Genomic DNA, 22052 nt, shown 5'->3' on the forward strand with positions numbered 1-22052 from the left:
CCCATCCACACCAGCCTATTCCAAAGTCATATCCGAATGGTTCGATGAGAAGCGGGGGCTGATGCTCGGCGTAGCCGCGGGATTCGGCAACGGCATCGGATCAACTTTCATGCCCATCGCGGCTGGTCTGATGCTGGTCCAGTTCGGGTGGCGCGGCGCATACATTGGCATCGGTTTGATCGTATTCTGCCTGGGCTTTCCAACGCTTCTCGCCTTGCTGAGGGATGCGCCTGGGAGGGTCGAGGAAATCAAGCTCCGCGAGCGACAGCTTGATGTGCCGGACATCCCTGCGGCTCCTCTGCCCGGCGTCAATCTCGCAGAGGCAACTTCAACTCGGACATTCTGGATTTTGATGGCGGCAGTCGCGCTCGGAGCGGGCTGTATGACTGCCATCTTCACCCATGTGGTTCCGATGCTCATGGATCGAGGTATCGTTATCCAGCAGGCCACACTTGCAATCAGCATCTTCGCGCTGGTCACAGCGGGATGGCAGGTGGTGACGGGATATTTGCTCGATAAATTTTACACGCCGATTGTCGCGGTACCTATGTTCGCGGCTGCGATATTGGGCCTTTTATGCTTTCAGTATAGCCAGTCCATGGTTGTGATGTATTTCGGCGCGGCCTTGATGGGAGTTGGGCTTGGCGCAGAGTTCGGATGTCTGTCCTATTTTGTGTCTCGATACTTTGGTCTCAAAGCCTTCGGTATGATCATCGGCGTGTACTACTCCGTGGTCATTATATTTCAGGGTGGCGCACCAGTCCTTATGGATGTGGGATTCGACGTGACGGGCAGTTACGAGGCGTCGGTGTGGGTGCTGTCTGTTCTGTTGGCCATCGGGGCCGCGCTTATCCTTTTACTGCCTGCGTTTGAGATACAGCGACCCTCCGCATCACTGGAGGCATCTGCGTCATGAGCAAACTCGACATTCTTGGAAGCGTGAATTTGGACATAGTTTTGCGAGTGCATGACCTTCCGCGACCAGGTGAAACTGTGCACGCGACACAATCTGAGCGGTATCTTGGCGGCAAGGGCGCCAACCAAGCGGTGAGCGCCGCCCGAACGGGCGCCGATTTGAGGTTTCGCGCCTGTGTGGGCAACGACGAGGATGGCGAATGGCTTACTGCGCAATTGGCCGCACACGCGGTGACGCCTGCAGACGTAGAAGTCATTGCCGGTGAAGCGAGTGGACGCGCCTATGTATGCGTTGATCAGGCCGGCGAAAATCTCATCATCGTACATGCTGGCGCAAATGATCGTTTAAGCCTAATGGCTGAGCCAGTTGAGCCAAGCCGAGTTGCGCTTGCCCAACTGGAAACGCCTATCGCTTCGACCGTAGACTTTTTCCGGACACACCGGGACCGGGGAACAATTACAGTACTAAACGCCGCTCCAGCCGTGGCTGAAGCCCGGGATTCCCTTTTCGCGCTAACAGACATCCTTATCCTGAATGAATCCGAGTTGGCCTTCTACGCCGGAAGAGAGGTCCTGCCAGAAGATGTCGAGGATATTACAATGCTTGCGAGAGAGCTTATTGCTCACGAAAACCAGGTCATTGTTCTCACCTGTGGTGCTGCCGGTGCTTTGGCTATCACCAAAGATCGGCTCGACTTCACACCGGCTCGCCTCACGAAGGTTCGCGACACAACGGGGTCGGGCGATTGCTTTTGTGGCGCGCTCTGTGCGCGATTGGCAACGGGAGCTGAACTTGACCAAGCGATCTACTTCGCCTCGGTTGCAGCGTCCTTGTCTGTGGAAAAGAACGGCGCAGCTGCATCAATGCCAAGTCTGGAAGACGTTGAGCTTGCGATTTTTGAAATGACCGCAGCGGAGGTATCAGGATGAAAACTTGGCTAATAACAGGCGTGGGAAAAGGTTTGGGAAAAGACCTGGCTGAGACAGTCCTGCAACGCGGAGATCGGGTTGTCGGCACAGTGCGGTCCGAACGCGATGCGCAAACCTTCGCGGAGACTGATCCGCAACTTGCCGTGCCGATTTTTCTGGACGTCACACATTTTGACGACATCCGTGAAACGATCAACGAGGTCGAGAAGCGTTTTGGCCAAATCGACGTGCTCGTGAACAATGCGGGCTATGGGCTCACCGGTGCGATCGAGGAGACGCCGCTGGACAAGATCAAGGCCTTGTTCGAGGTCAACGTGCTCGGCGCGGTTGCCATGATCCAGGCGGTGCTGCCGGGCATGCGCCAACATCGAAGCGGCCATATAATTAACATCACGTCGGTGAGTGGTCTGGCACCCTGGGCGGGAACTGGAATATATGGAGCCAGCAAATATGCGATGGAGTGTATTGGGCAGACACTCGCTGATGAGGTCCAGCCCTTGGGTATCCATGTGACCAATGTGGCGCCGGGTGGCATGCGCACCGATTTTTCAGGTGGATCGCTGGATTCGGCCCCGCCGAGTATATCGGACTATGATGGCACGGCGCATTTGGCTCATGAAGTTCTGACGGAAGGCAAAGGAAAGGAACCGAGTTCCCCCACGAAGATTGCGCACGCCATATGCGAGATGACAGAAATGGATGTTCCACCCACGCTGCTCGTCTTGGGGAGTGATGCCTATAAGTACGCTATAGGTCACTTGGCGAATTTGAGTGACGGCATCGAAGCGTTCAAAAATGTCAGCTTGGCCGTCTCTGCAGACGGCATGTGAGAATTCCGATGCCTTCACTACTGTCGGAAAGAATTTGTGTGACACCGGGCAAGACCGCTTCACTCTTTCATTCTAGCATCTCCAGGATGCAAAACCCCGTAAACCGAGTTTGGAGATCATCATGAGCACGATGGAAACATGTGAGCCTGTCACCAGCGCCGCTGCGTGGAGGGGTGACCAGATCAAGGCGGGCGAAGATTGGATCTACCATTTGTCTCCGGTTCAGATCGCAGAGCTTGAGGATCTGGGTGCAAAGTTCGTCGAAGACGACCCAGACTTGCGGTTCGTTCAAGCCTCCGAATATCCGCTGAAAGCATGTGCCGACGCGATCGCGGAATGGGGAAGTGATGTAGATACAGGTCGCGGGTTTGTGCTCGTTCGTGGATTGAGAACATATCTCTACTCGGACGCACTTTCATCTGCGATCTATTACATTCTCGGCCTGCATATGGGTGATCCGATCCGACAGAACGAGATGGGCGACCTGCTGGATCACATTTATGCAACCTCCGACAAGACGATGGATGACCCAACCGCGCTGTCGTCCAAGGTTCGTGACAAGCTGGTCTTCCACTCCGACAGCTCGGATGTCGTGGCCCTGATGTGCTTGAGGCCTGCAAAAGCCGGGGGGGCATCCTGCCTCGTTTCGGGCGCCGAAATTTATAATGAGATCTTGCGACGCCGGCCGGACCTGGCGCCGCTTCTGCTTGAGCCATTCCACTGGGACTGGCGCCGGCAAGACCACAATGCGCCAGCGAACACTTATACCTCGCCGATCATCAGCATCGAAGAAGGCGTGTTCAGCATGTATGCGGGCTCGTTGTACATTCTGACGGCTCAGGATTATCCCGGCGTCCCACAGTTGAGCGACGCGCAGAAAGAGGTGCTGGAGCTGTTTGACGAGATCACATATGAACCTGGCATGGCCATCGAGATGGATTTCCGCCCCGGTGATATTCAGTGGCTCTCCAACTATGGCGCTTTGCATTCTCGAACCGAATTTTTCGATTTCCCGGAACCACAACGCAAGCGTCACCTTTTGCGGCTCTGGCTGAGCCGGGATGCAGGACGACCTGTCGTCGAAGGATTTGGAAAGAATGGAGTTGTCCAGGTTCGCGAAAAGCCGCGCGAGGGTGCAGACGATGACAATGCGGGGAAATTCAAGATTGCGGACGCCGCTGTTCCACGAATGATATCCTGAGGTATCCGAGCAATCGGAACGCCGCGCGTAGCCGTTAAAAACAGAGGATGACCTGAATGCCGCAACTACGCATCGTCAAAAGATCCGGAGAAGAAGCAATCATCGACGCAACCGCTGGACATAGTGTGATGGAAGCCATCACCAATTCGGGCGTAGAGGACATTGCTGCGATTTGCGGAGGAGCATGCGCGTGCGCGACCTGTCACGTGTATGTGGCGGAAGAATATGGCGAGCTTGCCGGTGCCGCTTCGGAATCCGAGCGAGAATTGCTGGACTTTTCAGATAATGCACGCCCGCAATCGCGGCTATCTTGCCAGATCATCATCACCGAGGCCTTGGCAGGTTTGCGAGTGGAAGTGGCGCCGGAAGAAGATTGAGCAAATGCGCTCTGAAGCGAGCCGATCAATAGTTGAGGCGCGAATAGTCAAGAATGCTGGGTAAATGTCGGGTGATATTCCAGTCAGGAAATGAGGGAAGTGAAGCATGTCTCAGCAACTGGTGCCAACAAAATTCGATCTGCCGTCCGACGTTGGAGGCAAGGATCTTGGCATCTTTATGCCAATTGCGAATGGCGGATGGATTTTGTCGAAGAACAAGCCAGAGCTTGATGGGTCGTATGCCTACAATCGTCAGGTGGCGGTTCTTGCCGAGAAGCATGGATATGATTTCATCATGTCTATGGCAAAGTATCGCGGCTATGGTGGTGAAACCGAGCACTGGAATTCAACGCTTGATGCGACCGTGACAATGGCTGCACTCGCGGAGGTGACTGAGCGGGTAAAGGTCTGGACGACGGTTCATACCATTCTTCAGAATCCGGGCACCGTGGCCAAGATGATTGCAACGTTGGACCAGGTCACCAAAGGCCGAGCCGGCCTGAATGTTGTGACCGGTGCCTACAAGGGCGAGTTCTCGCAAATGGGTATGTGGCCGGAAGGTGTCGATCACGACGCCCGGTACGATCTCGCCAAGGAATGGATTCAGGCGATCAAGGCCCTTTGGACCCAGCCATCGGTGACGATGCAGGGGGATTATTTTCAATTGGAGGACTGTGTGTCCAACCCCAAACCATCGACCAAGCCTTTCTTGGTTTGTGCCGGTTCGTCGGAAGTGGGCATGCGCTTCAGCGCCAATGAAATGGACGCCATTTTTCTCTCCGGCGATGTACCTGAAAAGCTGGCGCAGTCGAGTAACAAGGTAAAGGGCATAGCGGCTGATATGGGGCGTTACATCCGCACATATGCCATGCAGACTATCGTGCTGTGCGAGACCGACGCGGAAGCCGAGGCGACCGCCCTGCATTACCGGGAAGGCTTGGATGAAGAAGCCTTACGCGGAATGATGCGTGCTTACGGCTTTCTCGACGCAGAGATTGGCGAGGAGAATGCTTTCGTGAAAAAGGCACGCTCATCCTTTATGGCACCTCATGTGGCTGGCTCACCAGACACTGTTATCCAGAAAATCGGTGAGTTGCTGGAAGTTTCGGGAATTGATGGGCTCATGCTGATCTTCCCGGACTATGTTTCTGCCATGCCTCTGTTTGCTGAACACGTTATGCCGAAATTGCGGGCGAAGTTTCCTGCGCTTGCCGGGGCCGCGTAGATGACGTCGTCGCTTTCTGTTGATGCGCTTCCGCATGTCGATCCATCCCTCTTGAAGGGGATCATTGCGCCAGCGCGAACAGCTCTTTTGCTGATTGATGTGCAGGTTGACTTCGTATCGCCGGATGGCGTGATCGGAATGGCGGGCGTTGATATGTCCGGTATCAACTCTGCCATCGACAAGATGGAAACATTGCGTGCTGTAGCCAAGGTGCAAGGAGCAGCTGTAGCTTTCGTCCGAGTGGTTACGCGGGAGGAAACAGATTCCTCCGCCCTTAAGAATCTATATGCCCGGCGCGGACGTCCTGGCCAGCATGCAATCTGCCGTGCAGACGAGCCAGGTTCCGACTATTATCGACTGTTCCCGGAGGACGGAGACATCGAGATTGAGAAAGTCTTGTTTGATGGCTTCCATGGAACGGATCTGGAGGAGCAATTGCGCGCACGTGAAATCGACACAGTATTGGTCGCGGGCGTGACGACTGATTGCTGCGTAGACCAGACCGCGCGATCGGCGTTCCATCGAAATTTCAACGTGATAGTGGTGTCTGATGCATGCGCGGCTTATGAAGATGCGCTGCACGCCGGGGGGTTGTTGGCGCTCGAAAAGAACTGCGCTTTGCTGGCAGATACTAAGTCGGTTCTTTCTGCTTGGAGCGGTATTTCGGACGAGGCCTGACAAAGCAGCTGCTGAGACAACTTTGCATTCTGCTCGAAGATTAAAAAATCAGTTCGCATGCCGTCAATAATGCGCCGCCAACATGTGCGATTGTATGGTCGTGGTGGACGTCCGGCATCAGGCCGTATCTGATCGACGTCTCGCACCTTTTTGAAGGGAAGCGGGCATGTATCGAAAATGGATAATCTTTGCGGTTGTCGTTGCCGGCTTTTTTGTCTTGAATGCGAGTACATTTGCTTCTCTTGGGGTCGTTTTGTTCGTCATGGCGGATGACCTCGGTTGGTCTTACACGTCCGCTGGTTTGAGTTTCACGATTCTGGGGTTGGCCGTGGGTTTGACCAGCTTCCTGCCAGCCATCCTGTTGCAGCGGATCGGCGCGCGCCTGACTTTCTGTTTCGGGTTTTTCTGCGTCGCCTTGGGTTTTGGGCTGGCCAGCGCCAGCCAGGGGCTTGGCATGTTCTTCGCGGCAATGTGCCTTGCGGGTGCCGGATTCTCTCTGGCCGGGAACGTCACGGCCGTCTGGCTGATCGGTGAATGGTTTCCGGAGCATACTGGCCGCATGATTGGTCTCTATCTCATGCTCGGAGGAATTGGAGACATTATGGGTCCCAGCCTCAGCCACTACATGATGGAATGGACAAATTGGCGTTTCAATTGGATGCTGCTGGCTGTCATCTGCGGCGTTCTCATCCTTGTTGGTGGAGCATTCATCACAGAGCGCCGAGACGTATCCGGAGGCGAGGCGAGGACTGACAACTCGCGCGGGCCCGACGATGCAAAGGAAGTCGACGGGGCTATTCCATCCTGGAGAGTGGCTATCGGACGGCCTCTGTTTCTGATCATAGCGGCCGCCATCACGTTCAATCTCGCCTGCGTTACGACGGTGCATTCCATTGCTGTGAGCCACTTGAAGCTTCTTGGCCTGTCTCCAGCTGTCGGGGCCTTGGGGCTCAGCTTCATGGCGTTCGTATCGCTCGCGTTCAAAGGACTGGCAGGTCCGCTCTGTGAGCGGTTCTCGTCCCGCCACATGTTGGCATTGAGTATGGCGCTGCAGGCTGTCGGGGTCGTCATGTTTGCTGTCGCGACCAACCCGGCCCTTGTTCTGGTGTCATCACTAATGTTTGGCGCTGGCTGGGGTATCACCGTTGTCGCAACCATGGTTCTGCTTGTGGACTGCTTTGGGCGGGTAATTGGTGCACAATTGCTAGGCGCGGCTCACCAGATTTCGTCTATTGCTGCCTTTGGCCCGTTGGCAGCTGGAATGGCAGCTGACAAAATCGGCTCGTTCGCGCCCGTCTTCTTTGCGTTCGCGGTGGCCCTTGGTGTGCTGGCTTTGATTATACAGGTTCTTCGCGACCCTGGAATGTTGAAGCCTTCTCAGGCGTTCACTCGACCGGTTTAGAATGCGGCAAGAATAACCATTGTTCGATCATTTTGCACGGCCTGTCCAGCGAGGTGGTGGGCTGTGTTTGTGGGTGTAGAGAATAGGTGTTAAGTGCCAATTTTAAAGAGTTTTCAATTATTTTGGCGCTGGAAATCAAGTCAGACCCAAAACCCGGACATAGCGTAGGGTATCGCAAATTCTGTGATTTCTGCAGCTTGAGGGATAATGTCATGGGTCGGAACAAAAAAATCATTTTGAAGTATAGCGTCGCATGTGCGGCAATGAGTTTGGCCCTTATTCAGGGTGGAAGCGCGTTTGCGGACGATGCTGCTGGTGATGACGATTCGGTTCGCAATATGAACCAAATTACCGTTTACGGAGAAAAGCGCGAAACTACTCTCCAGGATGCGCCAATCGCATTGAGCGCGATCACGAGTGATATTCTTGACCAGGCTGGCATTACGGACCCCAGCCAATTGAATGGCTATGTGCCTGGCTTGATGATCACCAAGAGTGGTGGGTCCGAGCGCATCGTGACAATCCGGGGAGTGGGTCAGCAGACGCCAGAAAACTTTGCAACTATTCCGGGCGTCTCCTTTCACGTAGATGGTGCGTTCCTGCCGAATTCAATCGCGTTGAATATGGGCTTTTTCGACGTTGACCGCATTGAGGTTCTGAGAGGTCCGCAAGGCACTGTGTTCGGGCAAAGCTCAACGGGCGGATCAATCAACATTATCACCAAGCAGCCAACCCTTGATGAGTACAAGGGCACCTTCAAGGCAACGCTCGGCGACTACAATTACGTTCAAGGGTTTGCGTCTTACAACGTCCCCATAGGTGAAACGGCAGCTATTCGTGGCTCCATTCAGCAAACGTCCCATGATGGCTATGCGACTGCCACCAGTGTAGATGGCGGATATGAGCTCGATGATGCCGACAATGAGCACTATCGCATCGCGGGGCTTTGGGAGCCGACAGACAAGCTGTCCACGACGCTTTCCTATACGCTCTACAATGACAAGCATAATGGTGGTGCCTTGAAGAATCTCGAGGATCCAAACCCCGACATTCGAGAGCTAACACAGGACTTCCCCGCCAAGTTCAAACTGCGTTCAGAGTTGGCGACGTTGAACGTTGCTTATGAACTGCCGTTCGCGACACTCAAGTCGGTGACAAGCTATCAAGATCTGACGCACGACCAGTCATTCGATGCTGATCGGTTGGATATTGCGACATATGGTGGATATGACCATGTTGCGACTTGGGCGACAGATGCCGAGACCTTCATGGAAGAGTTGACGATCAGCTCACTGCCGGAGGCCCCAATTGACTGGATCGCGGGTGTTTTTTACTCCAACACAGATTCCGCTCAATACGTGGTCGAGTATCGTGAGTTGGGGGTCACCTCCATTCCGCCTCTACCTGTACTTCCGAAGGATACGCCTCAATCGGCAATCCCGGGTAATCTGGCTTATGAAAACATCTCCTCGGTGAACCGGGAATCCATCGCCCCATTCTTTCAGGCGACGGTGCCAATCATGACAAATCTGAACGCCACCATCGGCGCTCGCTACAATGATGATAAATATGAGGGCGAAGGCGCTTCCTATTACTCAACTCCCACTCAGAGCTCTTTCGATACCCAGACTTGGACTGGGAAAGTCGGGCTGGACTATGATCTTTCCGAAGACTCCATGCTGTATGCGAGCTGGTCGCGAGGGTACAAACCGGGCGGCCTGAACGGAGGCTCCTCTGGTGCACTGACCGTGTCAACGACCTATAATGAGGAAGTCGTCGAGGCGATTGAGTTCGGTTCGAAGAATACTTTCCTGGATGGGCGCGCGACACTGAACGCTTCCATCTTCTTCAACCAGTATGAAAACATGCAGTTCATTGAAGAGGATCCGATCCCCTATTCAGGTGGCATCGGGAATATTCCTGAAGCGGAGACTTATGGTCTGGAACTCGAAGGTAGCTATCTGGCATTTGATGACCAGCTGATGCTTGGCGGTAATATGGCTTTGCTGGACGGCGAAGTTACAGCGGACTACGAAGCGTTGGATCGTCGTTTGGCGGATATCGCTGCTGCGTCGGCCGAGGCGACCGGTACGATTTATCCTTGGACCTTCGATTGGTTCCTGGCGCGCCAATCCGCTGCGGTGCAAGTCAATGGCAACACGCCACCAAATCTGGCTGACTTGACGTATAATCTGTATGCCGCTTGGTTCCAGCCGATTGGCGATCATGGAGAGCTCACGTCTCGGATCGAGAATGTGTATGTGGGTGAATACGAAGCTCGTATCTTTAATACGGACGGAGCCGATGATGTATCTTCCTACAGCCTCTGGAATGCCTATTTCCAATACAAGCCGAATGAGGGTCCGTGGTACGTTTCTGCTTCTGTGACAAACATCGCGGATGAAGAAGGGGTGTCTGGCCGGTTTGTGGATCCATACTCCAGCGGAACGGTTAGTAATGAGTATGTGCCACCGCGCCAGCTGCTCGTTACGTTTGGCTTCGAATTCTGATCCAGACACTGTGCTAATCGAAACGAAAGGTAACTGACGTGTCAGACTTTGACGGTGACAAGGACTATAGTAGTTTTACGGCCAAACGGGTGACACCCTATCTTGGCGCAGACCTTGAGGGCATAGACCTGACGAAGCCCTTGTCACCGATTCAGGCTGATGAACTACGCGATGCGCTGGCCCGGTTTCAGGTGATATTTTTCCGGGACCAGCCCATCAGCCATGATGCCCATAAGGATCTGGGGCGGCTGTTTGGACCGTTGGCTATCCATTCGGCCGTTGCAGGGATTGACGGGCACCCGGAGATCGTCGCCATTCATGCGGATGCGGATTCCAAATATGTTGCCGGCGAAGGGTGGCATTCTGACCTGAGCGCTGATGAGGCGCCGCCGCTGGGAAGCATTCTCTACTTGCATACGATCCCGGAAACGGGCGGAGACACAATGTTCTCCAGCATGTACAAGGCCTATGATGCGCTGTCTGATCGGATGAAGGCTTATCTCGATGGGCTTGAAGCGGTACATGATGCCAATCCGGTTTATCATGCTCTGTTCAAGGACTATGATAAGAGGTACCCGGTTGCGACGCATCCGGTTATCCGCACCCACCCTGTCACCGGAAAGAAGTGTATTTTCGTCAATTCGTCTTACACGACCCGGATCGAGGGAATTCCTTCAGAGGAAAGTGACGCGCTTCTCAAGTTTCTGTTTGACCATGTCAAGAACCCGAACTTTCAGGTGCGGTTTCAGTGGCAACCACACTCGATCGCTTTCTGGGACAATCGTGCCGTTCAGCATCTGGCGGTGTGGGACTATTTTCCAGAGGTTCGGTCCGGCTACAGGGTGACAATAGCCGGCGACAAGCCATTCAGCGGCGCACTTCAAAGTCAAAAACTGGAGACAGTTGCTTCAACTGTTTGACCTCTGACTCATCGCGGTAGTGCGAATGAAATTTGAAGACCGGTCAAAACCACCGTGAAACTGCTCAATGCGACTCAGTCCACACCATGCAGCCCAGACCCAGCAGGGGCCAACAGGTTCCTATGCTGGGTCTGTCTGATGTGGATTGACGTGAGCGAGTCGCACCAACTACGCGCCGACCACTTCTGGAAGAGCCTTGCAGAACCGCTCTACATCTTCGATCTTTCCCATCGAAACTCGCGTCCATTCATTATAGTCCATGTATTGTCCGCGAACGGATATGAGCTTTGCCGCCATCGCCTTCTGAACATCATTCGCTTCTTTACCAGACTTGAAGTAAACGAAATTGGTCTGGGACGGTAGCCGCTCAAGACCGAGCGTATCGATGGTCATGTTCACCATCTCACGAGCTTCAACAATTTTCTGTTTCGAATAGGCTATGAACGCCTCATCCTGGTAGGCGCCTATAGCGGCAGCATAAGAAGTGCAGGGAGACCATGACATCACGACACCTCTGATTTTCTCCGCCGTTTCAGCGGATGAAATTGAATATCCCATGCGCAATCCAGCCATACCAAAAATCTTCGAGAAGGTGCGTGTCACAATGACATCGTGGCCTTCATCGATCAGCCCGATACAGGTATTGCCTTCAGGATCATCGGCGAGCTCCATATAGGCTTCATCGACCAGAACGGTGGTTTTTGCAGCCATGCGCTTCACGGCCGATTTCAGCGTTGCCGCGTCTGATACCATACCCGTAGGATTGTTTGGATTACACAGCTGTACGATGCCTGTGTCTGATGTCACTTTTGTCTCGATCGCCGCGAGGTCTACGCTCATATCAGCTGCAAGTGGTACCCGATCGATACTGCCAACGCCCTGGTTGACTGCGTACAAAGCGGTCGTGTCCCAGAAAAGGCGGGGGGCGACAATTGGGCCCGTCTTACCGTAGATCATCGCGATAGCGCTGAGCACCTCGCCCGACCCGGTTGTCAGAACGACTTGTTCAGGCGCAACACCATGCTTGTCCGCGATGAGCTGTGCAAGCATCTGAATGGCCTCAGGTGATGTGTAGTACGCGCCCTTGTTGGCAGCGTACTCTACCATTTTCAATGCAGCTTTGGAGGGTCCGTATGGATTCTCGTTGCGGGAGAGCAGGGCCACGCCTTCCTTAGGCCCCAGCAGATATGGATCCGGCGTTGCAGTTACGGGAAAGGCGCCTTGTGTTTCGGCTGCTGTGGTTGCGCAACCGGCAAGGCTCGCCGTGGCGAGGCCACCCGCCATCAAGAACCGTCTTGATACGTCAAATGCCATTTTCATTTCCTTCCTGATTCATTTTTTACTCAACGCGTTTGATCCTTTGTCACCCGAAATCAGGTGAACGAATTCCATAGAACGATCGCGGAGGTTGCGACCAAGTATACTCCGAACACCCGCTTCAAGGCAGGCCCGTTCAGTGCGTGGGCAGCCCGCGCACCTAGCGGCGCGGTAATGAACGACATTGCCGTGATGGCTACGACAGCGAGAACGTTCACATATCCAAAAGACCCAATGGGCAGCTGGCTGGCGCCCAACCCCAGAAGCGCAAATCCGATTGCGCCGGGCACTGCGATGATTACGCCAAACCCGGAGGCTGTCCCAACAGCCTGGTGTATGGGGCGGCCACACATGGTCATGGTAAGGATGGCAATCGTTCCGCCACCTATGCCCAACAGAGCCGAAAATCCCCCGAGAAAGGAAGCAAGACCGGCCAGAGCGACCCCTTTGGGCATTTCGTTAGACAGTTTTACATCTTTCAGAACGGGCATGATGAAGTGCAAGCCCATCAGGAAAACACCAATCGAGAAAACCCACTTCAAGGATCTGCCATCCATGAACTGGGCCAGTATGATGCCCCCTACGACGCCCACGAGTAGCCAGGGCGCCCAGTCCCTTATTATCTGAAGGTCGACGGCACCCCGTTTGTTGTGGGCGTGAACGGATCGGGATGAGGTTACGATGATGGTTGCCAGAGAAGTGCCAATGGCCACATGTGTCAGCACTTCACCATCTACGCCGAAAAAACTGAATACCAGAAGCAAAGCAGGTACCACGACGAATCCGCCGCCAATCCCAAACAATCCTGCGACAAAGCCGGCGATCAAGCCAGCGACCATCAAAACGCTGATTAGCTGTGTCAATTGCATTGGATCGTATTCAAGTCCCAGCATTAAAGGTCCAATTCTGAAAAGAATGAGTTCTGATGAAGAAGAAGGTGTGGGGGGCGTCCGGGAACGCCCCCCAATTCCAAATCAACTTGCACGGTGGCTCGGTTGGTGAACATCAGAACGTCGCTGATGCCTTGACGTAGTAGTAGCCACCTTGCCAGTCGACGACGGAGTCAGATCGATAGATCCGTCCACAGCAGGTTTCGCCAATTGCCGCATCGCCCGCATCTGGATAGTTGTCGAATGCGTTTCTGACACCAGCGGAGAGGGTGAGAGCATCGTCGATTTCATAGGATGCTTCGAAATCAAACAGGATTTCTCCGTCCCATTCCTGGATATCGGCGAGGGTGGATGAGGCCGCATTTTCATATCCACCATAATAGTTGGCGCGACCAAGGAGGCTGATCGGACCAGCCTGATGGAGTACGGTGAACACGCCCCGCCAGTTGGGTGTGCCATTCAGGAAGTCGAATTGGCTTTCGTCATTGAAGAGTGCGTCCACATCGCTGTCGAATTCAGTCTTGTTATAGTTGACCGATCCAGTGAAGCTTGTGTTTTGGCCATTCGCCCATGGCATGGTGTATGTTGCCACGATGTCGACGCCAGATGTGGTCGTGTCGAAAGCATTGGTGAAATAGAACACACCGCCAATCGACTCAGCACCGGTGACACCGGCAGCGACGAGCGCGAGATAGTTGTCATACGCTGTCCCTGAAGCCGGATCGCTTGAAACGTCCTGAGTGGAGATTGCATTGACTCGATCCGCCAGATCGATCTGGTAGAAGTCGACTGTCAAACTCATGTTCTCGAAGTTCGAGGTCATGCCGAGTGTGTAGTTTGTGGATGTCTCAGGTTCGAGAGGTGTCGCTCCCAGTGCCTGCGCCACTGGTCCACTGGCCGGGAAGAGACCAGTCGCTACCGGGAAGCCATTTGGCAGTCGGGTAGAGACGTTTGTGGTACCCTGCTGTCCCGGCGTCGGCGCGCGGAAACCGGTGCCGATCGAACTGCGAAGCGCCAGAATATCATTGATCTCGTAACGACCGGCAATTTTCCAGACGGTTTCAGCATCAAAGTCTGAGTAGCTTTCGTAACGCAGAGCGCCTTGCAAGAAGAGTTTCTCGGTGACATCCGCACTCAGATCCGCATAGATCGAATGGGAGTCCCGCGTATAGTCTTCTGAAAAGGCCGGTGAATAGCCAGGAAAGCCATTCGATCCTACACCGACGACCTGGTAGACTGGGTCATCCGGATCAGAGCAGTCGAGCGTGGAGCCTGCGGCCATGACCGCCACACCGGCCGCAGTCGGAGCCATGGAATCGCAGAAGCCAAACGGGTCTGCGCCAGCAAACGGACCATCTTCATAAGACGCCTTGTCACCCTCGACCAGTTCATAGGACTCGTCCAGATAACTAAGGCCCATTGCGAACAGGAGCGGGCTCGCAAGCCCGACTTCGAATTCCTTCGAGAAGTCAGCCTGAATTTGTGCCTCTTCGTTGATCAGGTCTCCAGGACGGAACACGGTTGGCGTGTCGGGGCCCATGGACGGGTTGATCGTATTTGCCAGCGTATACTCGATTTCGTTATGTCCGTAACGCGCGCTCAGATCGTAGTCGAACCCTGCAAAGAGGCCTCGCAAGCCACCCACAAATGAATAGTCGGTGACATCACCGAAGAAGCGCGGGGTGAAACCACCCGGGAAAATCTCCAGCGGCGAATAAATCGATCCATCTTCGAGTCGCAAGTCTTCAATCGTGCCGTTGCCGGGATAGCGATAGAAGAAGCTGCCATCGGATTTACTGCTGGAATAGTTGCCGAAGGAGTAAAGTTCGGCATTGTCGTTGATCGTGTACGCGGAGTTGTAGAATAGGCGAAAGGCTTCGCTGGTGGGCTGGCCCCAGGGTTGAACGACGCCGAAGTCACCCAGCGATGCAGACGGGACACCTTCGATGAACTCGGGCGTCAGGCTGGCTGCGTAACCAGCTGTGGGGTCGAAGTCCGGATTGCTCGGGTCGAGACAGAACCAGGACTCACAATATTGTTCGCTTCGACTGGTCGCGTCCGCCTTGCTGACTTCGCCGGAAACGCTCAGGAAGCCCTTTCCGCCCAGATCGAAGCCGTAATTGCCCGATACCGTGTATTGGAAGCCGTCACCTTCATAATACTGGCCGATGTCGACGCTGACCGAACCGCCTTCAGAATTATCCTTGAGCAGGAAGTTAATGACGCCAGCAATAGCATCCGACCCGTATTGCGCCGCGGCACCATCCCGGAGGACTTCGATGCTTTTGAGGGCAGAAGCCGGAATGGTGGCCACGTCCGGGCCTTGAGTTCCGGATCCGCCAATTGTCACGAGTGCGGCGCGGTGGCGCCGTTTCGAGTTTACCAGTACAAGCGTCTTGTCGGTCGGCAGGCCTCGCATCTCAGCAGGGCGAACAAATGAGCTACCATCAGAAATTGGCTGGCGAGAAAGAGAATAGGATGGAATGAGTGTTTTCAGAACATCATTCGTGTCCGTGAATGGAACCGCATTGAGTTCATCTTCACCAAGAACATCAATTGGCACTGGCGAATCTTGGATGGAGCGAGGTTTCCCGCGAGACCCCGTTACCGTGACCGCTTCCTGAACCGAGACGTCATCTGTCTCTCCCTCTTGGGCTTGCGCGGCTGTGATCATGGAAAGACTGACTGTGGCGAAGGCACACGACAGTAGTTGTGTTCGTAGTTTGGATGCTCTCATAGTGTATTGACCCCTCTATTCGCCGCACGACGAATACAATTTGACCGCCTAAGGACGGACTGGAAATCGAATGCCAGGGCACAGCAAAGGCACTGGTGATCGAGTCGGTTTCGAGAGGCCCGCCTTTGGGCCAGGACAGCTATCTGCTGCAGAAGACACCCCCTTGTGCCTTCAGAACTGAAGCCCGTCTTTGGGCTTGGAAAAATCTTTTCAGGTCAAAAAAAAGCTGGGTAGCGGAACGTATTCTGTGATGATGAATGAATACAATTTGCCAGATTTTCACGCACCCTCGCTCAGCTTAGGTGAAACTTCGAGCAGTGAGGTCGGTTCAAGCCAGCCAGGCTGACATCGTCACATCAAGGCAACAAGTCCGATAGTGAGATCACAGCATCGCAGACGCTCTTCAGAGATTTGCCTTGGCGCATGGCCGTGGATCGGAGTGACTGATAGGCTTCCTGCTCGCTCATGCCGCGGGTTTGCATCAGAAGGCCTTTTGCGCGTTCCACAGTCTTTCGCGCAGCGAGGTTGTCTTTGGATTTCTGCAATTCACCCTGTAGCGTCGACACGAGTTTGTGGCGTTCCACGGCGATTGTGATCAAGGGACCTATTCGCGAAGCATTAAGTCCATCTACCACGAATGACGTCACCCCACCCCGAATGGCCTGCGGTGCAAGGTTTTCTTCGTCACGCTTCACGAACCAGAGGATAGGAAGCTGAGTTGATGCAGCCAGGCGCTCGCTGATCGATATCTGCTCGGTGCCTGCTGACTCTGACGAAAGAATTAGCAGGTCGGCTCTGATTCCTTCAAGCTCGGTGGCTATGCTTACGAAAGAGAATTCATCAAGCAATCTTATCGTGAAGCTTTCTGGTAAACCCTCCAGTATATTTGCGACGTCGTCCTGTGCGTTGGCGACGACAAGCACAGACAGTGCTGATAGATCGGCTCGGTCCGGCATGTTCAATACAGTCTCCCTCCTAATCTCACATGATAGAAAGGGACTGTTTTTCCAAATCTCTTAGTTTGAATAGCAATCAAAGCTGCATTTTCCGCGCCTTTGAGCAAGAAAAGGACAAGTCTGCCTGTTGTTTGATGTCCTCAGGAAGTCGTTTTGATACAGTGTATCTAAGAAGCATGACCGCACAGGCCCGCGGTGTGATGCGGAAAGTGTCAACTGACTTGCCCTCAAACTCCAGCGCGTGGTCAGCCAAATCGCAGAGAATGCTGCGCTGTCCCGCGCTTGCGCCGAAGAGTTCGGTTCCCTTTTGAGAAGCTGGCTCAGACAAGCCTTTTTCGGAAGCGGGCGGAGATGAGGTCGAGCGCCATTACGGTCAAAAAGATTACCAGCAACATGGTGCCGACGCGATCATACTGGAACATGTCGAACCGGCCTTTCAATTCCTGTCCGATGCCCCCTGCGCCTACAAGGCCGATCACCGTGGCCATGCGTATGTTTCGATCGAGAATGTAGAGGGAGAGACCAGTATAGCTCGGCAGAACTTGGGGGAGGACGGCGATCCTGAGGATGGCGAAATCGCTGGCCCCGGTGGCCTTGAGCGCCTGTTGAGGGCTTTTGTTCGCCGCTTCAATATCTTCGGCGTAGAATTTTCCCAGAAAGCCTATGCTGTGAAATGACAGGGCCAATATACCTGCAATCGGACCGAACCCAAAAGCAAGCACGAGGAACAGTGCGCTGATCAGTTCGGGAATTGAGCGAAGCAGGGACACGAGTGATCGTGCCACGCCGTAGATGAGGGGATGGGGCGAGTAATTACTGGCGCATAGCCACGCCAGCGGTAGGCTTACCAGTATGGCAATCAGGCTGGCCCAGATTGCAATTTCGATTGTTTCAACCATCTTGCCGAGCACGAAGAGAAGATATCCAATTGGCTCGACGAGAAACTGCCGCTCGGACACTTTTGTGGTCATTTGCAATGTATCCGGATCAAGCTCGGTTGTTTGGACTTCCACCGTCTCTATGTGCGCCAGGAAGGGCAATCTGGATTCATCCAGTCCGTCCATCAAGTCAATGGGGCGACGGTCGGAGATGGCTATAGGGAACATGTCGCGGGTCACACTCCCCATTCCCCGGCCGATTTGCGAACTTTCGCGCAGACCGACCGCCTCAAGCGCAAAGTCTCCAATCTGGCTGGCCATGCGATCCAATTGCATACGCTCTGCGGAGATACTCGAGGCAATGATTATGAGGAGCAATACAAGTAGTGATTTCCACCCGAAAGGCTGTTTTAGATACCAAATGTGAGGTAGCGAGTCGTGCTCAGCATCCGTCATCTCACGCGACCTCCCTTCGCAGGGTGGGTGAAGTATCGTCGATTTCAAAGATAGCCTGAACTGCGTCGCTAGTAAGAGCAGCTGGTGGTCCATCGAAAACGATAGTGCCATTGTTGAGACCGATGATCCGGTCCGCATATTCGCGAGCAAGATCGATTTGATGCAGCGAGCAGAGAACAGCTGCATCACGTTCCTGAGCCGCGCTCTTCAGTAGGTCCATTACATCCACAGACGATCTGGGATCAAGGCTGGCGACGGGTTCATCGGCGAGAATGAGACTCGGATCGCACATCAATGCGCGCGCGATGCCCACGCGTTGTTTCTGGCCGCCAGACAGTTGGCCAGTACGCCGATTGGCATGATCTTCCAACAAGCCGACACGCGAAAGCAGGGCGCACGCTTTTTCTTGAATCAAGTGGGGATACAATTGAAGCGCGACGCGCCACCAGGAAAGCGCCGCAATGCTGCCTGACATCACATTTTGCGCTGTCGTCAGTCTGTCGGTCAGGCCAAAATCCTGATGCACCATTCCGACGTGACGTCGTTGCTTTTTCGTAAGGCGCACCCCGTGAAGCCGAATGTCTCCGGAGTCTACAGGCGCCAGCCCAACAATACACCTCAGCAAGGTAGACTTTCCTGACCCCGATGACCCAAGCAGAACGCAAAAGCAACCGGGTCTGAGGTCCAGCGAAAAATCAGTGAGGACTCTCGGACCGTCCTTGTACGACTTGAACACGTTGGAGAGTTTCAGCGCCGGGAGTGTGGACGCAGAAGTGGGTTGGTCTGTCATATTGGAAATTGTGCCGTGGTGAAAAGATATCAGCCGCGTTGAGCTGCGTCAGCCTTGCGCAGGATCGCGGCCATATAGTCGTCATCCAGAAAAGATGTCGCGGAGATCACGCTATCAAACAGGGTTTCGTCAACTTCGGTATTGTAGCGATCCACAAGCTTGCCGCCATATCCCCGAATGGCGGCCGGACCAATGCCTTCAGCCTCATGTACATTTGCCATGGCGCGCTTGAGCTTTGCTTTGATGTCTGCTGGCAATGCGGTGTTCATCGCTATGGGTGGATTCGGGATTGGTTTCGATTTGGTGAGCACCCGGAATGCGCGTGGATCCAGGCTACCTTGGTTCACCGCACGTTCGAACGACACGAAAGACGCGCCTGCAGCATCTACCAACCCGTTCTTCAATGCCAACAGGCTGTTGGTGTGGCTTCCCGTGATCCGCAAGGCTGATAGATCCTTTAGCGGATCGAGCCCGTCCTCTCTCAACATGACAAGCGGATACGCAAAGCTGCTGGCGGAGTGACTTGATCCCAGTGCGAGCGACCCGCCGGAAAGATCGAATACAGAATTTACGTCGGAATCTGCCGCGACAAACAGACCAGCATAATAAGTGGATGAACCATTGCGTTCTTCGACAGCCAACAATTGCGCGCATCCGCGGTCTCGCGCCTCTATATAGGAGGCCGGACCATACCAGACGACGTCTGTCAGGCCAGCGCACATGGCTTCTATCACGGCGGCATAGCTTTGCCCGGTACTGACGGTAAAATGCAAGTCACTGGATCGTGTAATGGCATCAAACAATGGCTGAAAATCGGCTTTCGTACCGTCTTCCGTACCACCATCTGCGGGGATAAGCATGACGCGAAGAGGCTTTTGCGGGCTGCCGGCTTCCTGAGCGTGCGTTGTAAACGCGAGCATGGCGGTTAGCAGGAGAAGCGTTATGGTCGACAGAATGCGCATGTCCGAGTTCCCAAATTCACCTCGCTGCGTATGAGCTTGGTGCGCCGCAGCATCGATAGTGAGAGACGTAGCATCGGCTTGTGACATTGGTGTTACGCAATTCATATATCCTTGATAATAATTGAGTAGAATTCAATTATAAGAGTGTGAAATCCAGAGGGGCGTGTATGTCTGAGAGCAAATCGAAGCGGAAAGTGGCGCCGAAGCGACGGTCTGATGTGGCGATAGTCGACAATGTCATGACGCGCATTCGAGTGCGGCATCCCTCGCTTGGGCCGAGTACGCGTTCGATTGCCGACTTCGTTCTCTCCAATCCCCGACAAGTGGTTGGGATGTCGGTTACCGAACTGGCTGAAGCGACCGGTGCCAGTGATGGAAGTGTTATCAATTTCTGCCGCCAATTGGATCTTTCCGGTTTTCAGCAACTGAAGCTCAGCCTCGCCCAAGAAGTGGTGCAACCGGTTCAGTTCATTCATGAAGATCTGCAGCCGACAGATGACACGCCGACTGTGTGTCGGAAGACCTTCCATGCTGGGGTTCAGGCGCTGAAGGACACGCTCTCGATTTTGGACGCCGACGCCGTATCCGCAGCGGTGGATATTATTCGGGCAGCCAAGCGAGTTGAAATTTACGGAATAGGTTCGTCCGCGCCCATTGCGGAAGATGCGCAGTATCGCATGCTGCGAATAGGTCTTGATGCGCGGGTGGTGGTGGACAGTCATGTCCAGGCCATCAGCGCGTCGCAAACGGGCCCTGATGTGGCGGTGCTGACCATTTCGCACTCTGGTGCAACGCATGAGACACTGGCCGCAACCAGATTGGCCAAGGATGCGGGCGCGAAGACGATCATCGTGACCAATTTTTCGAGTTCGCCGCTGCAGGCCTACGCGGATGTGAAACTTTTCACCATGGCTCGGGAAACCAAGTTCCGGACCGAGGCCATGACCAGCCGGATCGCCCAGCTATGCGTACTGGATGCGCTGATTGCAGCACTCGCGCTGGCCAATTATGACCGGGCAACCGAAACGCTTCGCAAGACCTTCGATGTGCTGTCGCTAAAGCGCTTCTAGCAGTATCTCAAACACATCCGGTGATTTGGCGGAGGTCAGGACCGCCTTGATCCCCAACGCGTTTGCGCCAGCGAGATCCGTTGCGGGGTTGTCACCCAGCATGACAACCTGATCCGGTGACAGGTCAAGCGCCTGGCATCCCATCTGGAACAGATGTGGGGAGGGTTTTCCCACGACGTCTATTTTTGTTTCATCCAGTTTCACGCATGCTCTGATGGCCGCAAGCAGGGCGCCCGTTTCGGGCTTTATTCCCCCGTCTTTCCCGGGGTGGGTTTGGTCGGGATTGGCGACGATGAGGTGGCCCCCATTGCTCAAGGAGTTTACCGCGCGTTCCAGGCGGCGATAGGTGAAGCGTACATCGCGGAGCAGTACGACCACGTCTGCAGCCTCCTGAGTCAGGTCTATCCCCATTTTCTTGGCGGTTCCGCGCATGTGCGGATCACCAAGCACCATAACCTTTGCGCCAGCAAAACCTGTTGCGCGTTTGAGCGCCTCCATCCCCGCCAGGATGACTTGGTTGCGTTCCAATTGAATTTCGTTACAGGCCAGTATGTGCAAGAAGTCGTCCGGCGTGCATGTGGAGTTGTTCGAGACAATCGCGGTGCGTGTTTGATTGGCGCGCAGGAAGTCTGCGGCCTCGGGCACCAACGTATTGCCGAGTGCGCAGCAGCCATCCCAGTCTACGAGAAACCCTTTGGCCGACCGGCCCATGTTGGCTATTTCTTCAGATCGCGGCGTAGCGAACGCGTAGGGCATATTCCACTCCGATGAAGGACAATTTGTTATTGAGAAATGCTCAATTACAAATCTTCACTGAAGTAAATATCATTCACGCAATGTTTTTCGAATCTTCATCTAAGTGTCGCGTTCCGCCTCTAGAGCAGCCTCGTGGCAAGCGGCGTCAATCGCGCTCGGCCACAGCCCGCTGATGGTTGGCGGGTGTTGGGGTTAGATGGAGAGACCAGCGATGAGACTTGATAAGAACAGAAGTTTGAAATTCGGTTTGAG

General features: G+C 54.3%; 19 protein-coding genes. 11 read left to right on the forward strand and 8 right to left on the reverse strand.

Going from position 1 to position 22052, the window contains the following annotated elements; translation table 11 throughout:
- The 10 genes from B4F73_RS07675 to B4F73_RS07720 form a co-directional block, all read left to right on the forward strand.
- The coding region (locus tag B4F73_RS07675) for an MFS transporter (RefSeq protein ID WP_290482920.1) at positions 1-916 on the forward strand (916 nt) is incomplete at its 5' end.
- Positions 913-1845 carry a ribokinase gene (locus B4F73_RS07680; RefSeq protein WP_290482921.1) on the forward strand — a complete coding sequence of 311 codons (933 nt, stop codon included), beginning with the start codon at positions 913-915 and terminating at the stop codon, positions 1843-1845. The genes B4F73_RS07675 and B4F73_RS07680, both read left to right, overlap by 4 nt.
- On the forward strand, positions 1842-2675 hold the full coding sequence (locus B4F73_RS07685) for an oxidoreductase (protein WP_206990944.1): 834 nt from the start codon (positions 1842-1844) through the stop codon (positions 2673-2675). Before B4F73_RS07680 ends, B4F73_RS07685 begins: the two co-directional genes overlap by 4 nt.
- Before the next feature lie 121 nt (positions 2676-2796).
- A complete protein-coding gene (locus tag B4F73_RS07690; RefSeq protein ID WP_290482922.1) occupies positions 2797-3876 on the forward strand; it encodes a TauD/TfdA family dioxygenase in 1080 nt (359 codons plus the stop codon).
- A 56-nt stretch (positions 3877-3932) separates the two neighbouring features.
- Complete coding sequence (locus B4F73_RS07695) at positions 3933-4253, forward strand: 2Fe-2S iron-sulfur cluster-binding protein (protein WP_034811307.1); 321 nt, start codon at positions 3933-3935, stop codon at positions 4251-4253.
- A gap of 106 nt (positions 4254-4359) precedes the next feature.
- Positions 4360-5478 (forward strand): LLM class flavin-dependent oxidoreductase, encoded by a 1119-nt coding sequence (locus B4F73_RS07700; RefSeq protein WP_290482923.1) that lies wholly within the window; start codon positions 4360-4362, stop codon positions 5476-5478.
- Complete coding sequence (locus B4F73_RS07705; RefSeq protein ID WP_290482924.1) at positions 5479-6156, forward strand: cysteine hydrolase family protein; 678 nt, start codon at positions 5479-5481, stop codon at positions 6154-6156. It abuts the gene before it with no gap.
- A 166-nt stretch (positions 6157-6322) separates the two neighbouring features.
- The gene (locus B4F73_RS07710; RefSeq protein ID WP_290482925.1) at positions 6323-7558 is read left to right on the forward strand and encodes a CynX/NimT family MFS transporter; all 1236 of its coding nucleotides are present in this window, start codon (positions 6323-6325) and stop codon (positions 7556-7558) included.
- A 212-nt stretch (positions 7559-7770) separates the two neighbouring features.
- Positions 7771-10068: a TonB-dependent receptor gene (locus tag B4F73_RS07715; protein ID WP_290482926.1), complete on the forward strand. Its 2298-nt coding sequence runs from the start codon at positions 7771-7773 to the stop codon at positions 10066-10068.
- A 38-nt stretch (positions 10069-10106) separates the two neighbouring features.
- Positions 10107-10988, forward strand: a complete 882-nt coding sequence (locus tag B4F73_RS07720) for a TauD/TfdA dioxygenase family protein (protein WP_290479394.1) — start codon at positions 10107-10109, stop codon at positions 10986-10988.
- A 168-nt stretch (positions 10989-11156) separates the two neighbouring features.
- Here B4F73_RS07720 and B4F73_RS07725 read toward each other — a convergent pair whose 3' ends face one another.
- The 7 genes from B4F73_RS07725 to B4F73_RS07755 all read right to left on the reverse strand — a co-directional run bounded on the left by B4F73_RS07725 (position 11157) and on the right by B4F73_RS07755 (position 19974).
- Positions 11157-12302 (reverse strand): pyridoxal phosphate-dependent aminotransferase, encoded by a 1146-nt coding sequence (locus tag B4F73_RS07725; RefSeq protein WP_290482927.1) that lies wholly within the window; start codon positions 12300-12302, stop codon positions 11157-11159.
- A 59-nt stretch (positions 12303-12361) separates the two neighbouring features.
- Positions 12362-13198 (reverse strand): sulfite exporter TauE/SafE family protein, encoded by an 837-nt coding sequence (locus tag B4F73_RS07730; protein WP_206990935.1) that lies wholly within the window; start codon positions 13196-13198, stop codon positions 12362-12364.
- Between the two features lie 112 nt (positions 13199-13310).
- A complete protein-coding gene (locus tag B4F73_RS07735) occupies positions 13311-15932 on the reverse strand; it encodes a TonB-dependent receptor plug domain-containing protein (RefSeq protein WP_206990934.1) in 2622 nt (873 codons plus the stop codon).
- Positions 15933-16288: 356 nt separating this feature from the next.
- Positions 16289-16888 carry an ANTAR domain-containing response regulator gene (locus B4F73_RS07740; protein WP_206990933.1) on the reverse strand — a complete coding sequence of 200 codons (600 nt, stop codon included), beginning with the start codon at positions 16886-16888 and terminating at the stop codon, positions 16289-16291.
- Between the two features lie 320 nt (positions 16889-17208).
- Positions 17209-18087, reverse strand: a complete 879-nt coding sequence (phnE, locus tag B4F73_RS07745; protein WP_242517343.1) for a phosphonate ABC transporter, permease protein PhnE — start codon at positions 18085-18087, stop codon at positions 17209-17211.
- Between the two features lie 136 nt (positions 18088-18223).
- Positions 18224-19012: a phosphonate ABC transporter ATP-binding protein gene (locus B4F73_RS07750; RefSeq protein ID WP_290482928.1), complete on the reverse strand. Its 789-nt coding sequence runs from the start codon at positions 19010-19012 to the stop codon at positions 18224-18226.
- A 29-nt stretch (positions 19013-19041) separates the two neighbouring features.
- Positions 19042-19974: a phosphate/phosphite/phosphonate ABC transporter substrate-binding protein gene (locus B4F73_RS07755; protein ID WP_290479396.1), complete on the reverse strand. Its 933-nt coding sequence runs from the start codon at positions 19972-19974 to the stop codon at positions 19042-19044.
- A 167-nt stretch (positions 19975-20141) separates the two neighbouring features.
- Here B4F73_RS07755 and B4F73_RS07760 point away from each other — a divergent pair, with 167 nt between their 5' ends.
- On the forward strand, positions 20142-21044 hold the full coding sequence (locus B4F73_RS07760; protein ID WP_290479397.1) for a MurR/RpiR family transcriptional regulator: 903 nt from the start codon (positions 20142-20144) through the stop codon (positions 21042-21044).
- On the opposite strand, the gene B4F73_RS07765 is transcribed toward B4F73_RS07760, so the two are convergent.
- Entirely contained in the window at positions 21030-21800 is a 771-nt protein-coding gene (locus B4F73_RS07765) for an HAD-IIA family hydrolase (RefSeq protein WP_290482929.1), read from the reverse strand. The two genes, B4F73_RS07760 and B4F73_RS07765, sit on opposite strands and share 15 nt — an antisense overlap.
- Positions 21801-22052: the final 252 nt, after the last annotated feature.

It is taken from the genome of Hyphomonas sp. UBA3601 (assembly GCF_002375605.1).
GTDB lineage: Bacteria > Pseudomonadota > Alphaproteobacteria > Caulobacterales > Hyphomonadaceae > Hyphomonas.